This is a genomic window from Leisingera sp. ANG-DT (assembly GCF_000813785.1).
In the GTDB taxonomy this organism is placed as follows: Bacteria; Pseudomonadota; Alphaproteobacteria; order Rhodobacterales; family Rhodobacteraceae; genus Leisingera.
Window position 1 is genome coordinate 74,022 of record NZ_JWLE01000004.1, and the last position, 17,150, is coordinate 91,171.

The following is a 17,150-nucleotide window of genomic DNA, read 5'->3' on the forward strand; positions in this document are numbered from 1 at the left end:
CTATTGCCCCAGCCGGTCCAGCAGGGCCGGCACATGCACCTGGTCGGATTTGTAGTTGCCGGTCAGCACATGCATCACCAGGTTCACGCCGAACCGGAACGCCAGCTCCCGCTGCCGCTCCCCGGCATAGCCGCGCCCGACCGGCAGCAGCGGCCGACCGTTGTCATCCACCGCCCAGGCCGCGGCCCAGTCGTTGCCGCCGATCACCACCGGCGTCACCCCGTCGTTGAGGTTGCGGAAGGGGATGCCCTCGGCCTGCTCCGCATCCGGCGGTGCCGCCTCGACCCAGACCGGGCCGCGCCCGTGGCGGCCCGGAAAGGCCTGCAGCAGGTAGAAGGCGCGTGTCAGAACATGATCCTGCGGCACCACCTCCAGCGGCGGGATATCCAGCGGCAGCGCAATCTGCTGCAGCCGCCGCGCCGCCGGGCTGGTCGCGCCAGAGGCCGCCAGATCCGCATCGCGGGTATCAAAAAGGATCATCCCGCCGGACCGCAGATAGGTGTTCAGCTTCGTATAAGCCTCCGAGGAGGGCAGCGGCTGATCGCGGGTGACAGGCCAGTAGAGCAGCGGGTAAAACGCCAGTTCATCGCGCTCCAGGTCGACAGCTGCCGGCGCGGCAGGCTCAACCGAGGTGCGGAAGAACAGCGTGTCCGTCAGCCCGCGCAAGCCCGCCGCCGCCACCCGGTCCACCTGCGCGTCACCTGTCAGCACATGCGCCAGCACCAGTTCCGAGGCCAGCGCCGCTGCCCGCAGATCCGCCTGCGTCTGCTCCTGCGAGGGGGCTGGGGAAGGGGCGTCCTGCGCCCGCAGATCCTGCGGCGCGGCCAGTGCTGCGATCCCCAGCGCCGCAGCCAGCGCCGCGGTGCGGGCGCGGCCCAGCAGGCCGGAGACCGCCAGCGTGCCCAGCACATCCAGCGCCAGAAGCCCCAGCGCCAGCGTCAGCAGCGTACCGCCCAGCGGCAGCTCCTGCGGCGCGCCATAGCCGCTGACGGCAACCGAGGCCGGCCAGCGCGCGGCCATCAGCTCATCATCCGGGCGCAGCACATTGCGCGCCAGCATCCGCCGCCCTCCGTCATAAACCCCGGGCCGCAGCTCCGGCCCCGCGGGTGCCGCCACCAGATCCGGGCCTGCCACGCCGGGCAGCGTCTCTGCTGCCTCCAGCCGGCCGAAACCATCCAGCACCTCGACCGGCGTCCAGGTGGTGCCTTCCAGATCCCCGGCCTTGGGCTGCGCGGCCGAGGAGGACACCGCCAGCCGCTCCAGCATCGACACGAACAGGCCCGACAGCGGCAGGCTGCTCCACTCCGCGTTGGCGGTCACGTGAAACAGAACCACCTGGCCCTGGCCCAGCGTCTTGCGGGTGACCAGCGGCGTGCCGTCCGCCAGTTCCGCAATCACCCGGCCGGCCAGCTCCGGGTCCGGCTGCGCCACCACCTGCGAACTGATCGAGACTTCGCCCGGCACCTCCAGCCCGTAGAACGGCGAGCCCTCGCCAAAGGGCGCCAGCGTCTTCGGCTCGCCCCAGCTCATGGCGCCGCCGATGCTGCGCCCGCCAATGCGCAGGCGCACCGGCATCAGCGGCTCCTCGCCTGCGCGCGCGGTATCGCTCGCGGCCAGCCGCGGCCCGGCAAAGCGCAAGAGCAGGCCTCCGTTTTCCACCCATTCAATCACCGCCTCTTCCTGCGCGGGCGCCAGCCGCGCCACATCGGCCAGCACGATCACATCGGGGTTGGCAGGCAGCAGGTCCCGCAGCGCGCCTTCCAGCAGCTCCGCCGAGGGCGCCAGCGCTTGGCGCAGGTAGTGCAGCGGCGACAAGAGCGCCAATCCCTCGTCGGCACTTTCAGAGGACACCAGCGCCACCTCGCGCCGCCTTAACGAGTCATCGGTCAGCGCCACCGCACCTGCCGAGTTCACGCCGCGGACTTCAAACCGGGACAGCCGCGCTCGCAATTCGGAGGGAAGTGACAGTTCAGCCGAGGCCGTGCGGGCGCCATCCGCAAACCGCAGCGGCAGCGACGCCAGGCTGCGCTCGGTGCCGCCCGGATCCTTGCCCTGCGCCACCACGGAAATCTCCTGCGCTGGCCCGGCGCGGCTGCGCTGCACCGTCAGCTCAATTGCACTGCCTGTGTAGCTCGCGGGCAGCAGCCCCAGCACCGGCAGCGGCTGTTCATAAACCTCGATCCCGCCGCGCTGTCCCAGCGCCTCGATCAGCCCTTCGCGGCCCGGATAGTCCAGCCCGTCGCTGAACCAGACAGTGTCAAAACCGCCCTCGGCGGCGCCAATCGCCTCCAGCGCCTGCGCCAGCTGCTCCGGCCCCGGCTGCCAGGGCAGCGGCACCAGCCCGGCCAGCTGCCGCTGCCAGTCGCTGGCGGCGCGGAACTGCAGGGCCTCCGGTGCACTGAGGCGCAGCACCGCCACCGGGCGTTCTGCCCGTCCGGCCTCGTCCAGCTGCACCGCGGCCTGGGCGCTGGTCTGTTTCCAGCCCGCCGCGCCGCCCCAGCTGGCGTCCATCACAATCAGCAGCGGCCCGCTGCCGCCGGTGTCTTCGGTCGCGGGGTTCAGCACCGGCCCCGCCAGGCCAATGATCGCCGCTGCCACCGCCAGCAGACGCAGCAGCAGCAGCCACCATGGCGTGCGGTCCGACAGGCTCTCATCATCCTTCAGCCCCAACAGCAGCGTCACCGCCGGGAACGGCTGGCGTTTCGGCGCAGGCGGGATCGCCCGCAACAGCAGCCACAGCACCGGCAGCGCCAGCAAGCCCAGCAAAAGCCAGGGCGCGGTAAAGCCGATGCCTGCAATCATGGTCATGGCGCGGTCCGCTCCAGTGCATGGTAAAGCCACATCAGCGCCGCCTGCGCCGCGTCGCCCGTGTGATGCTGCCCGAACCGCCAGCCGGCCTCGCGGCAGAGGCGTTCCAGCGCGTCCCGCCGCTCTGCCAGCCGGTCCAGATAGCGCTCCTGCAGGGCAGAGGCCTTCAGTGTTTCATGTGTGACACCGCCCGCGATGCTCTGAAACAGCGTGCGGCCTGCGAATGGGAAAGCCTCCTCTGCCGGGTCCAGCACCTGCAGCAGCACGCCACGCACCCCACGCGCAGCAGCCTTGGACAGCGCCTGCTCCACCGGCTCAAAAGGACCCAGAAAATCCGAGATAAACAGCGCCCGCGCATGCGGGATCAGCGCCCGGTGGCCGGGCGGGGCGTAATCCTCAGCGTCGTCATCCGACAGCGCCTCCGCCAGACGCAGGATCTGCACATTACCGCGCCGCGGCGGCAGCGTGCCGCCGGTGAGGCCCACCCGCTCGCCGCCCTGCACCATCAGCACCGCGGCGGCGAGGCCCAGCAACCGCGCGCGGTCCGCTTTCTGCGGAAGCTTGGGCGCAGATGCAAAGCGCATCGAGGCGCCGGTATCGACCCACAGGTGCACCGTCTGGGCAATCTGCCACTCCCGCTCGCGCACGTACTGCACATCACCCATGGCAGACCGCCGGTGGTCGATCATCCGGCGGCTGTCGCCGGCCTGCGCCGGGCGGTACTGCCAGAAATCATCCCCCGTTCCAGCCCGGCGGCGGCCATGCTCGCCCATCAGGACAGAGCCTGCCAGATGCCGCGCCTGCACCAGGAGCGGCGGCAGGGCGCTGGCCTCGGCCTCCGCCCGGTGCCGCAATCCGGTTGCAGCGTCAGAGGCCGCAGGCCTGGTCACGCGGCGGCCCCGGTCCGGGCCAGTTCGCTCGCGGTTTCCTCGATCAGCGCCGCCAGGCTCTCACCCCGTGCGCGCGCGGCAAAGTTCAGCTGCATCCGGTGGCTCAGCACCGGTTTCGCCATGTCCAGCACGTCTTCTGCGTTGGGCGCCAGCCGCCCCTCCAGCAGCGCCCGTGCCCGCACGGCCAGCATCAAGGCCTGCGCCGCCCGCGGACCCGGCCCCCAGGCCACGGTCTGCGCCACATGGTCCGACACGCCCGGCTCATCCGGGCGGAAGGCGCGCACCAGATCCAGGATCATCTCGACAACCGATTCCCCCACCGGCATCCGCCGCAGCAGGGTCTGCGCCGCGATCAGCTCTCCCGCCGTGAACACCTGATAGGCCTCGTCCTCCTCAACGCCGGTGGTCGCCAGCAGGATATCCCGCTCGGTTGCGCGGTCCGGGTAATTCACGTCGATCTGCAGCAGGAACCGGTCCAGCTGCGCCTCCGGCAGCGGATAGGTGCCCTCCTGCTCGATCGGGTTCTGGGTCGCCAGCACATGGAACGGCGCGCCCAAGGACCGGTCCTCGCCCGCCACTGTCACCACCCGCTCCTGCATCGCCTGCAACAGCGCCGATTGGGTGCGCGGGCTGGCGCGGTTGATCTCATCCGCCATCAGCAGCTGGCAGAACACCGGCCCCGGCACAAAGCGGAACGACCGGTGGCCGTCCTCTGCCGTATCCAGCACTTCCGAGCCGAGAATATCCGCAGGCATCAGGTCGGGGGTGAACTGGATCCGGTTGCCATCCAGCCCCATCACCGTACTCAGGGTTTCCACCAGCCGGGTCTTGCCCAGCCCCGGCAGGCCGATCAGCAGCCCGTGGCCGCCGCACAGCAGCACCGACAGCGTGAGGTCCACCACCCGCTCCTGTCCGATAAAGCGTTTGGTGATCGATTCGCGCGCCTTCTGCAGCTTGTCCTCCAGCGCTTCGATATCACCCAGCAGATCGTCCGTTTCAGGCATGACATTCCTCGTTTCCCGGATATATGCTGTTACTCTATCGTGCTGACAGGAAATGGCAAAAGCAATGAGCGGACAAAAACCCGTGACCCCCGATGCCGAAGGCATTGCCGCGGCGGCAAAAGCAGCCGGAAAGGGCAAGGGATTGCCGCCCGTCCACCTGTGGAACCCGCCGTTCTGTGGCGATCTGGACATCCGCATCGCACGCGACGGCAGCTGGCATTACCTCGGCACGCCCTTCACCCGGTTCGAGCTGGTCAAGCTGTTTGCCTCCATTCTCAAGCTGGAGGACGGCAAATACTACCTTGTGACCCCGGTTGAAAAGGTCGGCATCACCGTTGAGGACGCGCCCTTTGTTGCGGTGGATTTCGATGTGGCCGGGCACGGGCGCGATCAGATGATCACCTTCACCACCAACATTGGCGACAGTGCCGCAGCCGGGCCGGACCACATGATCCGGGCAGAGCGCGACCCCGAAACCGGTGAACCATCCCCCTATGTCATGATCCGCGCGGGCCTGGAGGCGCTGATTGACCGCAAGAGCTTTTACCGGCTGGCGGATCTGGGCGAACACTACGGCGACTGGTTCGGTGTCTGGTCCGGCGGCAAGTTCTTCCCGCTGATTCCGTCCGCTGAAATTGATGTGGAGTAATCTCTCAGCCATCCACAATTCCACCGCCCGGCCGAAAGGCCGGGCAGCGCCCGCCCCCCAACGGGGCGGGCGCTGCCCTCTTCAGCAATTGGTGATCCGGTCAATCGCGTGTGACGTGCGGCAAAAATCAGCCCGCCTTCGGTTAACGAAAGTTTAATAGGAAAATTCTGCTCTTTTGACGCCTTGGCTGCCCCGCCGCGCGGCGCTAGACCTTCAGTCAACAAGGAGAATCCTATGCCCCGCTTCGCGGCCAATATCTCGCTGCTGTTTGCTGAGCTGCCCTATCTCGACCGGTTCCAGGCCGCCGCCGCGGCAGGGTTTGAAGCGGTAGAGATCCTCTACCCTTACGAACTCGCCGCCAAGGAAACCCAGCGCGCGCTGATGGCGAACGGGCTGCGGCTGCTGCTGATCAACGCGCCGCCGCCCAATTACACCGGCGGTATGCCCGGCTATGCGGCGGTGCCCGAAGGCGTCGACCGCTTCCAGCGCGACATCCGCCGGGTGCTGCGCTACGCCGAGGCGCTGAAGGCGGGCAAGATCCACGTGATGGCCGGCTACGCCAAGGGCGCGGATGCGCAGCGGACCTTCATCGAAAACCTGCAATGGGCCGCCGACCGCGCGCCGGAACAGCAGTTCACCATTGAACCGCTGAACAGCGGCGACCAGCCCGGCTATTTCCTTGACGACTACAACCTGGCAATCGACGTGCTGGAAGCGGTCGACCGCCCCAATGTCGGCCTGCAGTATGACGCCTACCACGCGCAGATGATCCACGGCGACGCGCTCAAAGTGTGGGAGACCTTCGGCCCCCGCGCCGTGCATGTGCAGATCGGCGCCGCGCCGGGCCGCTGCGAACCGGGCACCGGCCCGGTGGATTTCCAGGAGCTGTTCGAAGCCATCGACGCCAGCGGCTATGGCGGCTGGGTCAGCGCCGAATACACCCCTTCGACCCGCCGCACCGAGGACAGCCTGGGCTGGATGGGCTGACCGTCGTCCTGGTCCGTCTGCGCAGATATCTGTGCAGCGGCGCAGATTGTTCCGCAGTCAAGGCACCGCATATCTCCGGCAGAACCCCGTGTCCCGCTGCCAAGGAGGCCGCCATGATCCCCGCCCGCTTTGCCCCGCTTCTGTCCGGTTTCCTGATGTCGCTGATGATGTCCTCGATCGTGTCGGGCATCTCCACCCTGCGGGTTGCCGGCACGGATGAGGGCTTTGCCGCCGCCTGGCTGACCGCCTGGGCCTACAGCTGGCCGGTGGCCTTCCCGGTTGTGCTGGCGGTGGCGCCGCTGGTGCGCCGGATCGTGGCTATCGCCATCCGCCCACCGGATGCGGCATGATGCCCGCGGCAGGCTGGAATACACATTCGTGAATTGAAATGTGTATTCCAGCAAGGCATAAGATGCCGTAACATTAAAAGGACTCCGCCCATGCTCCCCGCCCGTTTTGCACCCGTGCTGTTCAGCCTGATCCTGTCGGGGATGATGTCCTTCATCGTGACCGGCGTCGCCACCTGGAAGGCGCTGGGTTTCGGCACAGGGTTCGGCGGCGCCTGGATGCAGGCCTGGAGCCTGAGCTGGCCGATTGCCTTCGCTGTCGCCTTCACCGCCGCGCCCCTGGTGCGCAGGCTGGTTGCCAAGCTGGTCAAGCAGCCCGCGGGCAGCTGAAACGGGGCGGTAACTGGGCAGGGGGAACTCCCGCCCGCCGCAAGCTGCATCAAAGATGCAGCAGCACCGGTTGGGCGCGGCGCCGCTGGCGCGGCGCACAGAGAGTTCGCTGAGAAGCCCCTAAGGGCAGGTCTGCCCTTGAGGGGCGCTGCCGATTGTTTTCAGGGCGGGCCGCGTCAAGGGCAAGCCGCGCTGACCGCGCGGAGACCTTAGGCTCCGCCCGTTCACAAGCGAAACGCTCCCCCAGAGCGTTTCCAGGAAGCTTGTTCACTCCCTTGACCCGGTGAGGCGAGGGCGCGGCACAATCCGCGCCGCGCCAGCGGCGCCATGCCCAACGGGATGAGATCGCCAGTTCGAAGCCGGGCGGGAGCGTCCCGCCGGCTTTGCGGGGCGGTTCTTAGTGCGCTTCGGCCCAATTGGAACCGCGGCCTGCGTCCACCACCAGTTTCACATCCAGATGCACCGCCGGATCGGCGGCGTTCTCCATCACCTGGCGGGCGGTTTCGATGGTCTCCTCCACCGCCGCCTCCGGCACCTCAAACAGCAGTTCGTCGTGCACCTGCAACAGCATCCGCGCGGGCAGATGGGCAATTGCCTCCGGCATCCGGATCATTGCCCGGCGGATCACGTCTGCGGCGGTGCCCTGGATCGGCGCGTTGATCGCGGCGCGCTTGGCAAAGCCCGCCTTGGGCCCCTTGGCGTTGATCTCCGCGGTGTGGATCTTGCGCCCGAACAGGGTCTGGACGTAGCCATGCTCCTTGGCGAACTCGACGGTGCTGTCCATGTACTTGCGGATGCCTGGGAAGCGCTCGAAATAGCGGTCGATGAACCCCTGCGCGTCCTTGCGCGGAATGCGCAGGTTGCGCGCCAGGCCAAAGCCCGAGATGCCGTAGATCACACCAAAGTTGATCGCCTTGGCCTGGCGGCGGATCTCTGGCGTCATCTCCTCCAGCGGCACCTCGAACATCTCGGAGGCGGTCATCGCGTGAATGTCGACGCCTTCGGCAAAGGCCTGTTTCAGCGCATCAATCCCGGCCATATGGGCGAGAATGCGCAGTTCGATCTGGCTGTAGTCGAGCGACAGCAGCACATTGCCTTCCTCTGCCACAAAGGCCTCGCGGATACGGCGGCCTTCCTCGGTGCGCACCGGAATATTCTGCAGGTTCGGATCGGTCGAGGCCATGCGCCCGGTGCTGGCCCCGGTCTGGGCATAAGACGTATGCACCCGGCCGGTGTCGGGATTGATATGGTCCTGCAGCGCGTCCGTGTAGGTCGATTTCAGCTTGGACAGCTGCCGCCAGTCCAGCACCCGTGCGGGCAGGTCATGCTCGGTCGCCAGATCCTCCAGGATGTCCGCACCAGTGGCATAGGCGCCTGTTTTGCCCTTCTTGCCGCCTTCCAGCCCCATCTTGTCGAACAGGATCTCGCCCAGCTGCTTGGGCGAGCCGACGTTGAACGTCTCCCCCGCCAGCTCATGGATTTCGGCTTCCAGCCCCGCCATCTTCTGGGCGAATGCATTGGACATGCGCGAGAGCGTATCGCGGTCGACCTTGATGCCGTTGCGCTCCATATCCGCCAGCACCGGCACCAGCGGCCGTTCCAGCGTCTCGTAGACCGTTGTCACCCGTTCCTGGTGCAGCTGCGGCTTGAAGACCTGCCACAGGCGCAGGGTGATGTCGGCGTCTTCCGCCGCATAAGGCACCGCGTCCTCGATCGGCACCCGGTCAAAGGTGATCGCCGATTTGCCGCTGCCCAAGAGCGGCTTGATCGGGATCGGCGTGTGATCCAGATAGCGTTCGGACAGCGCATCCATGCCATGCCCGTGCATGCCGGCATGCAGCGCATAGGACATCAGCATGGTGTCATCCACCGGCGCCACATCCACGCCGTAGCGGTGCAGGATCTTGGCGTCGTATTTCATGTTCTGGCCGATTTTCATGATCGCCGGGTCTTCCAGAACCGGTTTCAGCATGGCGACCGCTTCCTCCAGCGGCATCTGCCCCTCGGACAGCCCCTCGCCGCCAAACAGATCATCGCCCCCGGCCTTATGCGCCAGCGGGATATAGCAGGCCTCACCCGCCTCCGCACACAGCGAGATGCCGACCAGATCGACGACCATTTCATCCAGGCCGGTGGTCTCGGTATCCACCGCCACCCAGCCGCGCTCGCGGATGCGGTCGACCCAGACCTGCAGCGCCGCTGCGTCGCGGACGCATTCGTATTTCTCCTTGTCGAACGGCACCGCCTCCGGCGCCGCTGCCGCACTGGCCGCCGCTGCGGCGGGGGCTTCCGGGATCGCCGGCGCCTCCATGCCCAGCTGATCGGCCATGCGCTTGGACAGTGTGCGGAACTCCATCTCAGACAGGAAGGTCAGCAGAGTCTCCGCGTCCGGCTCCTTCACTTCCAGATCGTCCAGGGTGAAGTCCAGCTCCATATTGCAGTCGAGCTGCACCAGCTTCTTCGACAGCTCGATCTGATCGCGCTTCTCGATCAGCGTCTGGCGGCGCTTGGGCTGCTTGATCTCTTCGGCGCGGTCCAGAAGCTCTTCCAAAGAGCCGAATTCGTTGATCAGCAGCGCGGCGGTCTTGATCCCGATTCCCGGCGCGCCCGGCACGTTGTCAACCGAGTCGCCAGCCAGCGCCTGCACATCCACCACCCGGTCCGGCCCGACGCCAAACTTCTCCACCACGCCGTCGCTGTCGATGCGCTTGTTCTTCATCGCATCCAGCATCTCGACACCGCCGCCGACCAGCTGCATCAGGTCCTTGTCCGAGGAGATGATGGTGCAGCGCCCGCCCGCATCGCGCGCTTGATGCGCCAGCGTTGCGATGATGTCGTCAGCCTCGAAACCCTCGATCTCCTTGCAGGCGATGTTGAAGGCACGGGTCGCCTCGCGGGTCAGCGGGAACTGCGGCACCAGATCCTCCGGCGCCGGCGGGCGGTTGGCCTTGTACAAATCGTACATCTCGTTGCGGAAGGACTTGCCGGAATAGTCGAAAATCACCGCCACATGGGTCGGCGCATCCGGGCCCTTATTGTCCTCGACCTGCTTGAACAGCATGTTGCAGAAGCCCGCCACGGCGCCGATCGGCAGCCCGTCGGACTTGCGCGTCAAGGGCGGCAGCGCGTGATAAGCGCGGAAGATGAAGGCCGAGCCGTCGATCAGATGCAGATGGCAGCCCTTGCCGAATTGTGTCCCGCTCATATGCGCCGCGCTCCCTGGAAAATCCGTTCGTGTTCTGTTTCCCGGTTATCGGTGATCCTGCGGGGAAGGGCAATTGGAGTTATCAAGTGCAGCAAGGGCGGAGTTGCGCACAACAGATAATCTGGACGTGCAGCTCAGCCATAGGTAGACGGGTCCTATGCAGGATGCCGTTAAAAAATCCGAATACGAAGTGGAACCGCTTGGTCAAAGCAGCGGGGTTTGCGATTGTTGCGGCAATGAAACCCGCTTGGCCTGGGGATTTGTTCATGCCCCGGCAGGCACGGTCGCCAGCTACTATGTGCACTGGACTGCCGGCGCCGCGCTTGACTGTCACCCGGCAAACTATGACTTCATCATCGGCCCGTGGGGGGAGGGCGCATCCCCTGCTGACCGGACCGCTGTTTCTCTGATGCATTTTGAAAACGAGGACGGCCCGGGTGTTATGGTCGTTGACGCTGGCGGCCGCCCATCCGCAACCAGCGGTTTGGCTGACCACGCTCTCGATCGTGAAAGCGTGGTTGGAACCGGGATGGCCGCGACCGCATTTGCACTCTTTGATACAGTGTTTCTGCAGGACACGCGGCTTTACAAATAGCTGTGCGGATGTGTTTCAGATGACTTGGCGGAAAAATGGCACGACTTAGCAGGAGCGCAGCTGCGCTGCGAATTTTGGGAGATGATCTTGATCCGGCAGAGCTGACGGCTGTGCTAGGTAAAGAGCCCGACCGGTTTGAACGGAAGGGCGATACGATCGCATTGCCCAAACAAGGTTTTCGGACGGCCAGTACCGGGTCTTGGAAAATCAACGCTAGCCGAATGGAGCCGGGAAATTTGGACGCACAGGTTGCTCAAATTCTTCAGGGAACAACTGACAATCTCGGTGTCTGGCAAGACCTTTGCCGCCGTTTTGATGTTCATCTGTTCTGTGGCTTGTTCCTAAGTGACGAAAACGAAGGTTTTTGCATCTCGCCTGAAACAATGAGGCTGCTTGGTGCTCGTGGAATTGCCGTGGACTTTGATATCTATGCGGCCGGAAAAGAGTAGCTTGTGATGCCTATCGCTGCTCAAGCTTCAGACAAGGCGTGAGCAATAGGCGAAAATAATCAAAACACCCCCATCGCCAGCCCCGCGCCCATTGCCAGCCCCAGTTCGCGGCAGGCCTCCAGCTGCTCCGCCGGGATCACCTTCTGCGCCAGAATGGCCTCCGGCGTCTGCGCATGGGTGCAGATAATCAGCGGCCTCTGCGCCTCTTTCAGGCGCCAGCCGGTGGCGATCCGCGCGCATTGCCGCGCCGCGTTCTCCCCGTCGGAGCCGGCACAGACCATCTGCGCATAAGGCCGCCCCTCGATCCGTCCCAGAACCGGGTAATAGCAGCGGTCGAAGAACTCTTTCATCTGGCCGGACAGCGCCGCCAGATTCTCCGGTGCGCAGAAGATATACCCATCCGCTGCCAGCAGATCCTCCGGCCCGGCATCTTCGGCCCGCTTCAGAATGGTCCGGGTCTCATCGCGTGCGGCCTCATACGCGGCCTCCGCCATCCGGCGGCTGCCGCCAGTGCGTGAGTGGTAGACGATCAGAAGCTGTGCCATATCCGCTGCCCGCGCTTGTTTCCCGCATCGGACACTACCGGATGCAGGCAAATTTCTTCAAAGAAATTTGGCCGGAAAATTCGAATTTTCCGGCGCCCGGACACTGCCTTTGCAGCCTGCTGCGGCCCGGATCACTCCGCCGCCTTGGCCGCGTCCTCATAGATGAACTTGCAGTCGCAATAGGGGCATTCGACCCAGCCCTGCTCCTCCGGGATCTGCAGATAGACCCGCGGATGCCCCAGCGCGCCTTCGCTGCCGTCGCAGGCCACCTTGCGGCTGTTCACGATCCTGGTTTCCGGCGCTTCGGTGCTCATGGCTGGCAGTCCTTTCACTTTTCGGCTAGGCGCTTTTATGAGCCAAGGAAAAACCGGGGGCAAGTGCGGCGATGAGTGCGGACGCAATCCAGATCAAAGCTTTGCGCAAAATCTACAAGGGCCATAAGGGCCAGCCGGAGAAACACGCGCTGAAGGGCGTTGACCTGACAGTGCCGCGCGGCTCGGTCTTCGGGCTCTTGGGTCCCAACGGCGCGGGTAAATCGACGATGATCAACATCCTGGCGGGCCTGGTGCGCAAGACCTCCGGCTCGGTCTCGATCTGGGGTTTTGACCAGGACGCAAACCCGCGCCAGAGCCGCGCTGCAATCGGCGTGATGCCGCAGGAGCTGAACCTCGACCCCTTCTTCACCCCGCGCGGCGCGCTGGAGGTGCAGGCAGGGCTGTACGGCGTGCCGAAGGCCGAACGCCACAGCGACGAGATCCTGCGGATGATCGGCCTGGAGGGCAAGGCAGAGGCCTATGCCCGCACCCTGTCAGGCGGCATGCGGCGGCGGCTGCTGCTGGGCAAGGCGCTGGTCCACCGCCCCTCGGTGCTGGTGCTGGACGAACCCACCGCGGGCGTCGACATCGAGCTGCGCCAGATGCTGTGGGAGAACATCCGCAAGCTGAACGCGCAGGGCATGACCATCATCCTCACCACCCACTACCTGGAAGAGGCCGAGGAGATGTGCGACGAGATCGCCATCATCAACCAGGGCGAGGTGGTGGCACGCGATACCAAGTCCAGCCTCTTGGGCCGGCTGGACGCCAAGACCATGGTGGTGCAGCCCGCAGTGCCGGTCACGGTGCTGCCGCAAGGAGACGGCATTGAGTCCGAGCTGCGCGAAGACGGCGCCGTCTGCTTGCGCTACCGCAGCCAGGCCACCAGCGCCGAAGACGTGCTGGCCGCGGTCCATGCGGCAGGGATTTCAATCCGCGACGTGAAGACCGAGGAAGCGGACCTGGAGGATGTGTTCCTGTCGCTGACCAAGGCAGGGTAAGGAGGCCTCAGCATGGTGACCAGATCCGGACTTTGCGGCCTTTTGCTCACGCCGCTATTGCTGATGCAGAAAGCTTTCGCCCTTGCGGCAGAGTTCTTGTGGCGACGTAGCGGATTTCCCGATTGCGGTCATTCATCGGCGTAAATTTCGGCCAAATCCAAACCGCCCGTTCGCCGCGACCGGGATCGACCATCGAGGAGTGGGACGAAGCCGTCCTTTACCAGTGGACCCTCAGTAGCCGCTTAGCCATCAGTTTCAGCCATTTGGGGTTTGAACCGCACCGATACAGGCGACGCAATGGCATTGAGCTCATGTTCGGCAGGCTGAGGGATAGGCGGCGTGTCGCGACTGGATATGACAGATCCCCGAAAGCCTTCCTATCTGCAATCACGCTGGCCGCTACCGTCATCTACTGCATATGGGTCTTGACCCTAGCTTCTAGTGCAGCCCTCCTTACCGAAACGAACATCGCAAACATAGTTGACTTCATTCGCCATCAAAGGTTTTGTGATTCCAGTGAGATATTTACCAGAGTATCTGACTTCAACGACCCCCCCAAGGGTCCGCGGCTCTGTTCGAATTGCTAGTTGAAAGGCTGCAATTTTGATCATCCGCACTCCCTTTTTTCTGCATTCGGCTACGGCAACGGGTCAGTGCCGCTGTTCTGTTGCTACTTAACACAGAAATCCAGCACGAAACGCTTGGAAAGCCTGCAGCGACTTCTCTAAGCAACACGGCTGACTTCAGAGGATTGGGAGAGTTAAAATTCTCCCTTTTATTTTAACATGTTATTATCATCCATCATGCATATTGCCACCGTTGGCGGCCGCAATATCTAAGTGCGCTGCGGCTTCCTGAGTTCTCAGTAAAACAGGATGGCGGTATGACCTACAAAGTTTCCAGAATTTTGCTCTTAACCGGGGCGTTGCTTTCAATAGCTGCTTGTAGTGTGAGTGGAAATTCCAACGACAGTCTCGAGGGAGTGCAAAGCACCCGCCTCCTAGTTGACGAAGGAATGCCTAGAGAAATTGGCAGAAGTTCCATGTACGAAATGGAACAAAACATGAACGTTTTCTTGACTGGCTACAGTTACTGGGATAACACTCCCCGCGGATCGGCACAGATTGCCCGGCCAGTGATCCACCGGCAGGCTGGCGGAACAGGAACCTACGAGGATCCGATCACTCTTGCAGTCGGGCATGTGAAACGAAACGGCCGCAGCTACATGGACTACCCTGCAGGCACGAAATTCTATGTTAAAAACCTGCAAAGATACGCAATTGTCGAGGATCTTTGCGGTGACGGGCCGAAACCGCAAGCAGGCCCTTGCCACAGCGGCTACCAGGGGCACGATTGGTTGGATATCTACGTTGGCGGCCAAGGTATCGACGAGAATTGGGTCGACCGCTGCATGAACCGTATCACGGGAATTCAGCCGGTAATTCTAAATCCCGGTCCTGGCTACCCGGTTACACCAGGGGAAATTGCAGCCAGCGGGTGTGCAGCCCTTTGACGCGAAGCTGCAGTAAATCCATGTCTTGCCGGCTTAAGCCTGTCAGTTGGAGCGGGCAAGACGATGGGCAATGGCCTGAAGAATAACACCGTTTGTATTCAAGTCAGAGTAGGTCTCGGTTGTTCGACCGGTCTTAAGGTAGATGCTCGACGCAAACCCGTTCTTTGTTTTCGCGGCACTTCTAGTGAACCTGTATAGTTTCTCAGAGTATTCATGCGGCTGATAAGCTGACCAGAGAAAAGCAGCCTTACTGCTGATAACCAGATTTTCCTCACGAAACTCAGGCGTTCTGTATTCAGGCTCCTGCCCAACCGTGTCAAAGGCCCAGGTCCGTTTCTTTGCATCCAGTTGCAACCCCTGATAGAGGAACCAGGGCGACTTGTCGATTGGCCCTTCCGAGACGCAAATGAGCCGGCCGGTCTCGCGAAAGTCCTCCAGTTGGGCGGCAAACAGGACGTCCGCCAGATAGGCGCTTTCCTTCGACATCCCCATTTCCATTGCTTCAAGCAGCAGGGGTTCTGCGCCGAACGGCCCGATTTTGGCTGCAGCTTCCAGCAATGCCATTTGCCCATCGGCCGCCGACCGGCCAGAAAACACCTCATATGGGGATTTGGCAGCAATCCCCCAGCGCCGGAAGGCCAATGCCGAGTAATGGGCGCTATGTGACACATATGAAGTCTCAAGTTCTCCACTTGTGACCGAATGAATTTCGCCCTCTATGATCACCTTCCGAAGGTCCCAGGAAGCGACAAGCTTAGCCAGTTGCTCTCCGAAACTGCTGTGCCGGCGCAGGTTGTCCAAGGCAGCAAGCAGCCGGCCTGCGTCGGATCCGTCAAAGTCCCTGTTGCCCCATTTGCGGCGATCAGTCCGGATCCATCCCTGCGGCAAGTGACGTCCCATGAAGGTCCTGCCCGTGATATTGGGCAGGATCTTGCGGATAGCAGTTTCAAAGTCCGGTTGGCTGATCAAGCCAATCTGCACAGCAGCCACTAAGCCATTGATGTGACTGCCAACATCCCACATCGTGACGGCCTCGTGTTTCCGCCCGCCCGGAGCGAAGTCCACTGTCGCCGGACACAACCCGGTCCTGGGATCAGTGAAATTTTCGAAATACTGCCAGGCAACGCGGGCATCTTCCAAAAGCTCTTGCCGCTTGGCATCCGAGAGGTTCTGGCGTGTTCTTGCCAGCTCCGGCGCGGCGGCTGCCGTCCTCCTCCATCGTGTTGGCAGCGGCCCTGCCGGGGCAACGGTCCGGGCAAACTCTTCAAGAAGGAGAAACTTCGCCTCCTCATCCCTGAGCATGTCCTTCAAAAGGGTTTCCAACGCTCGCCGCTCAGGCGGAAAGGCAATCGCCTCCGGCTGTATAAAAACCACCACATCCCCGGTTCCCGCCGTGGCTGACTCAAATGCTTCCGCCGCACCGCCATCGCTGACAACCCGTTGCGGGAATTGCAGGAATCCCGCGCCCTCCAGTCCTTGGACACCACCTGTTTCTGCAATAAAGGCAACGCCGATTCCAGGCCCCAACGGCCTGACCGTCCGGATTTTCGCCTCACTCCGGCTTTCAATTTCCACAGGAAGCATTCTGTGTTGCGCGGCACTGGCCTCAGCGTTCTTTGGGTGAAAGTCGGTAGGAACCCAAAAGCCGTTGTCGGCCTCTCCCGCAAACTGGTTTCCGGTGGAATGGGGGATTCCGGCTGCCTGAAGAAACTTTGTAAAACCTGAATACCCGGATAATTGATCACGATCATTCTCTTGCGGCTTCAGAACATGCAGGCAAAGCGTCCGTTTGAAGCCGTAGGTGTCGCGCAGTTGAATGTCTGTCACCGGCAATAGCGACACATCCCCATCCAGCTCTTGTTGCGACAGCGCGTTGGCAAACCAAACCGCGGCTGCCTTCAGCTTTTTCACATCCATCCCAGAGAAATCCTTCGCTGAGAAGTAGACTATATTCTGGCTGGCCGAAGCTGCGGCGGTTTGCGCTTTCCCGTCAAAATCATTCAGGGATAGCAGGTTGCCGCCAAACAGCCTCACGACACCATTGTCCCAAGTTTCGGTCCTGACCGGGGCTGACTGCGCCGGAACCGACAGGAGATTGAGAATTCCCGCAGAACGCACTCCGCGCGGAGCAGCAGGATTTTCCTGGTCCGCACAGGCGATTGCCTGCAGGACCTTGGCCGGCTGCCGGGCAGAGCCCCCCGACCACAGCATCCCTTGCATGGCAGAGACGGCGTCATGAGCCGCCCGGGCTTGGAAATGCTCGGACAGTGACTGCAGTTCCGGAACGTAAGGCACAACATCCAACCCGCTTCTGCCAATCAGATAGCCGTTCAGAACCTGTGCTAGTTTGCTTTTCACAGCATGCGGGCGGCCTTGTTTGTCAAAGGGGTTCACCACGCAGGCGAGCGGTATGTTCTGGTCAACAAAGGCATCAATCACCGCAATGAGATGCGGGATTGAAACGTCCTCGTTGATATCTGTCACTATGGGGACAGTTTGCGCAGGCAGCTTCT

General features: G+C 63.2%; 15 protein-coding genes and 1 pseudogene. 9 read left to right on the forward strand and 7 right to left on the reverse strand.

Annotated features, from left to right (window positions below):
* Genes RA21_RS04765 through RA21_RS04775 form a run of 3 tightly spaced genes read right to left on the reverse strand, consistent with a single transcriptional unit; the run spans position 1 to position 4,702 of the window.
* Positions 1–2,808, reverse strand: coding sequence for a DUF4159 domain-containing protein (locus RA21_RS04765; protein WP_039146902.1), 2,808 nt, complete (start codon positions 2,806–2,808; stop codon positions 1–3).
* On the reverse strand, positions 2,805–3,698 hold the full coding sequence (locus tag RA21_RS04770; protein WP_039146905.1) for a DUF58 domain-containing protein: 894 nt from the start codon (positions 3,696–3,698) through the stop codon (positions 2,805–2,807). Before RA21_RS04770 ends, RA21_RS04765 begins: the two co-directional genes overlap by 4 nt.
* Positions 3,695–4,702: an AAA family ATPase gene (locus RA21_RS04775; RefSeq protein WP_039146908.1), complete on the reverse strand. Its 1,008-nt coding sequence runs from the start codon at positions 4,700–4,702 to the stop codon at positions 3,695–3,697. The genes RA21_RS04770 and RA21_RS04775 overlap by 4 nt, the downstream gene beginning before the upstream one ends.
* A gap of 64 nt (positions 4,703–4,766) precedes the next feature.
* On the opposite strand from RA21_RS04775, the gene RA21_RS04780 reads away from it, so the two are divergent.
* The 4 genes from RA21_RS04780 (at position 4,767) to RA21_RS04795 (ending at position 7,015) form a co-directional block, all read left to right on the forward strand.
* Entirely contained in the window at positions 4,767–5,351 is a 585-nt protein-coding gene (locus tag RA21_RS04780; protein ID WP_039147056.1) for a DUF1285 domain-containing protein, read from the forward strand.
* Between the two features lie 234 nt (positions 5,352–5,585).
* On the forward strand, positions 5,586–6,338 hold the full coding sequence (locus tag RA21_RS04785) for a hydroxypyruvate isomerase family protein (RefSeq protein ID WP_019295015.1): 753 nt from the start codon (positions 5,586–5,588) through the stop codon (positions 6,336–6,338).
* A 113-nt stretch (positions 6,339–6,451) separates the two neighbouring features.
* Entirely contained in the window at positions 6,452–6,688 is a 237-nt protein-coding gene (locus RA21_RS04790) for a DUF2798 domain-containing protein (RefSeq protein WP_039146911.1), read from the forward strand.
* 90 nt (positions 6,689–6,778) lie between these two features.
* Positions 6,779–7,015, forward strand: a complete 237-nt coding sequence (locus RA21_RS04795; protein ID WP_039146914.1) for a DUF2798 domain-containing protein — start codon at positions 6,779–6,781, stop codon at positions 7,013–7,015.
* A 397-nt stretch (positions 7,016–7,412) separates the two neighbouring features.
* Here the strand turns inward: RA21_RS04795 and polA are convergent, their stop codons facing one another.
* Entirely contained in the window at positions 7,413–10,220 is a 2,808-nt protein-coding gene (gene polA, locus RA21_RS04800) for a DNA polymerase I (protein WP_039146916.1), read from the reverse strand.
* A gap of 157 nt (positions 10,221–10,377) precedes the next feature.
* Here polA and RA21_RS04805 point away from each other — a divergent pair, with 157 nt between their 5' ends.
* A complete protein-coding gene (locus tag RA21_RS04805) occupies positions 10,378–10,815 on the forward strand; it encodes a hypothetical protein (RefSeq protein WP_052257596.1) in 438 nt (145 codons plus the stop codon).
* A gap of 35 nt (positions 10,816–10,850) precedes the next feature.
* Positions 10,851–11,264: a DUF4279 domain-containing protein gene (locus RA21_RS22225; RefSeq protein WP_082008890.1), complete on the forward strand. Its 414-nt coding sequence runs from the start codon at positions 10,851–10,853 to the stop codon at positions 11,262–11,264.
* Between the two features lie 59 nt (positions 11,265–11,323).
* Here RA21_RS22225 and RA21_RS04810 read toward each other — a convergent pair whose 3' ends face one another.
* A complete protein-coding gene (locus RA21_RS04810; protein WP_039146919.1) occupies positions 11,324–11,809 on the reverse strand; it encodes a flavodoxin family protein in 486 nt (161 codons plus the stop codon).
* A 131-nt stretch (positions 11,810–11,940) separates the two neighbouring features.
* The gene (locus RA21_RS04815) at positions 11,941–12,123 is read right to left on the reverse strand and encodes a zinc-finger domain-containing protein (protein ID WP_019295009.1); all 183 of its coding nucleotides are present in this window, start codon (positions 12,121–12,123) and stop codon (positions 11,941–11,943) included.
* A 71-nt stretch (positions 12,124–12,194) separates the two neighbouring features.
* On the opposite strand from RA21_RS04815, the gene RA21_RS04820 reads away from it, so the two are divergent.
* The 3 genes and pseudogenes from RA21_RS04820 (at position 12,195) to RA21_RS04825 (ending at position 14,637) form a co-directional block, all read left to right on the forward strand.
* Entirely contained in the window at positions 12,195–13,124 is a 930-nt protein-coding gene (locus RA21_RS04820; protein ID WP_039146922.1) for an ABC transporter ATP-binding protein, read from the forward strand.
* Between the two features lie 281 nt (positions 13,125–13,405).
* Positions 13,406–13,537, forward strand: a pseudogene (locus RA21_RS22555) (transposase); the annotation flags it as partial.
* Between the two features lie 470 nt (positions 13,538–14,007).
* Complete coding sequence (locus RA21_RS04825; protein ID WP_052257597.1) at positions 14,008–14,637, forward strand: hypothetical protein; 630 nt, start codon at positions 14,008–14,010, stop codon at positions 14,635–14,637.
* A 42-nt stretch (positions 14,638–14,679) separates the two neighbouring features.
* Here RA21_RS04825 and RA21_RS04830 read toward each other — a convergent pair whose 3' ends face one another.
* Positions 14,680–17,121 (reverse strand): DUF3131 domain-containing protein, encoded by a 2,442-nt coding sequence (locus RA21_RS04830; RefSeq protein ID WP_241483474.1) that lies wholly within the window; start codon positions 17,119–17,121, stop codon positions 14,680–14,682.
* Between the last annotated feature and the right edge of the window lie 29 nt (positions 17,122–17,150).

What these genes read in the sequence shown, in the direction of transcription:
- polA (WP_039146916.1), bottom strand. Translation starts at nt 10,220, where the DNA reads ATGAGCGGGACACAATTCGGCAAGGGCTGCCATCTGCATCTGATCGAC.
- RA21_RS04825 (WP_052257597.1), top strand. Translation starts at nt 14,008, where the DNA reads ATGACCTACAAAGTTTCCAGAATTTTGCTCTTAACCGGGGCGTTGCTT.
- RA21_RS04790 (WP_039146911.1), top strand. Translation starts at nt 6,452, where the DNA reads ATGATCCCCGCCCGCTTTGCCCCGCTTCTGTCCGGTTTCCTGATGTCG.
- RA21_RS22225 (WP_082008890.1), top strand. Translation starts at nt 10,851, where the DNA reads ATGGCACGACTTAGCAGGAGCGCAGCTGCGCTGCGAATTTTGGGAGAT.
- RA21_RS04765 (WP_039146902.1), bottom strand. Translation starts at nt 2,808, where the DNA reads ATGACCATGATTGCAGGCATCGGCTTTACCGCGCCCTGGCTTTTGCTG.
- RA21_RS04795 (WP_039146914.1), top strand. Translation starts at nt 6,779, where the DNA reads ATGCTCCCCGCCCGTTTTGCACCCGTGCTGTTCAGCCTGATCCTGTCG.
- RA21_RS04820 (WP_039146922.1), top strand. Translation starts at nt 12,195, where the DNA reads ATGAGTGCGGACGCAATCCAGATCAAAGCTTTGCGCAAAATCTACAAG.
- RA21_RS04810 (WP_039146919.1), bottom strand. Translation starts at nt 11,809, where the DNA reads ATGGCACAGCTTCTGATCGTCTACCACTCACGCACTGGCGGCAGCCGC.
- RA21_RS04785 (WP_019295015.1), top strand. Translation starts at nt 5,586, where the DNA reads ATGCCCCGCTTCGCGGCCAATATCTCGCTGCTGTTTGCTGAGCTGCCC.
- RA21_RS04805 (WP_052257596.1), top strand. Translation starts at nt 10,378, where the DNA reads ATGCAGGATGCCGTTAAAAAATCCGAATACGAAGTGGAACCGCTTGGT.
- RA21_RS04815 (WP_019295009.1), bottom strand. Translation starts at nt 12,123, where the DNA reads ATGAGCACCGAAGCGCCGGAAACCAGGATCGTGAACAGCCGCAAGGTG.
- RA21_RS04775 (WP_039146908.1), bottom strand. Translation starts at nt 4,702, where the DNA reads ATGCCTGAAACGGACGATCTGCTGGGTGATATCGAAGCGCTGGAGGAC.
- RA21_RS04780 (WP_039147056.1), top strand. Translation starts at nt 4,767, where the DNA reads ATGAGCGGACAAAAACCCGTGACCCCCGATGCCGAAGGCATTGCCGCG.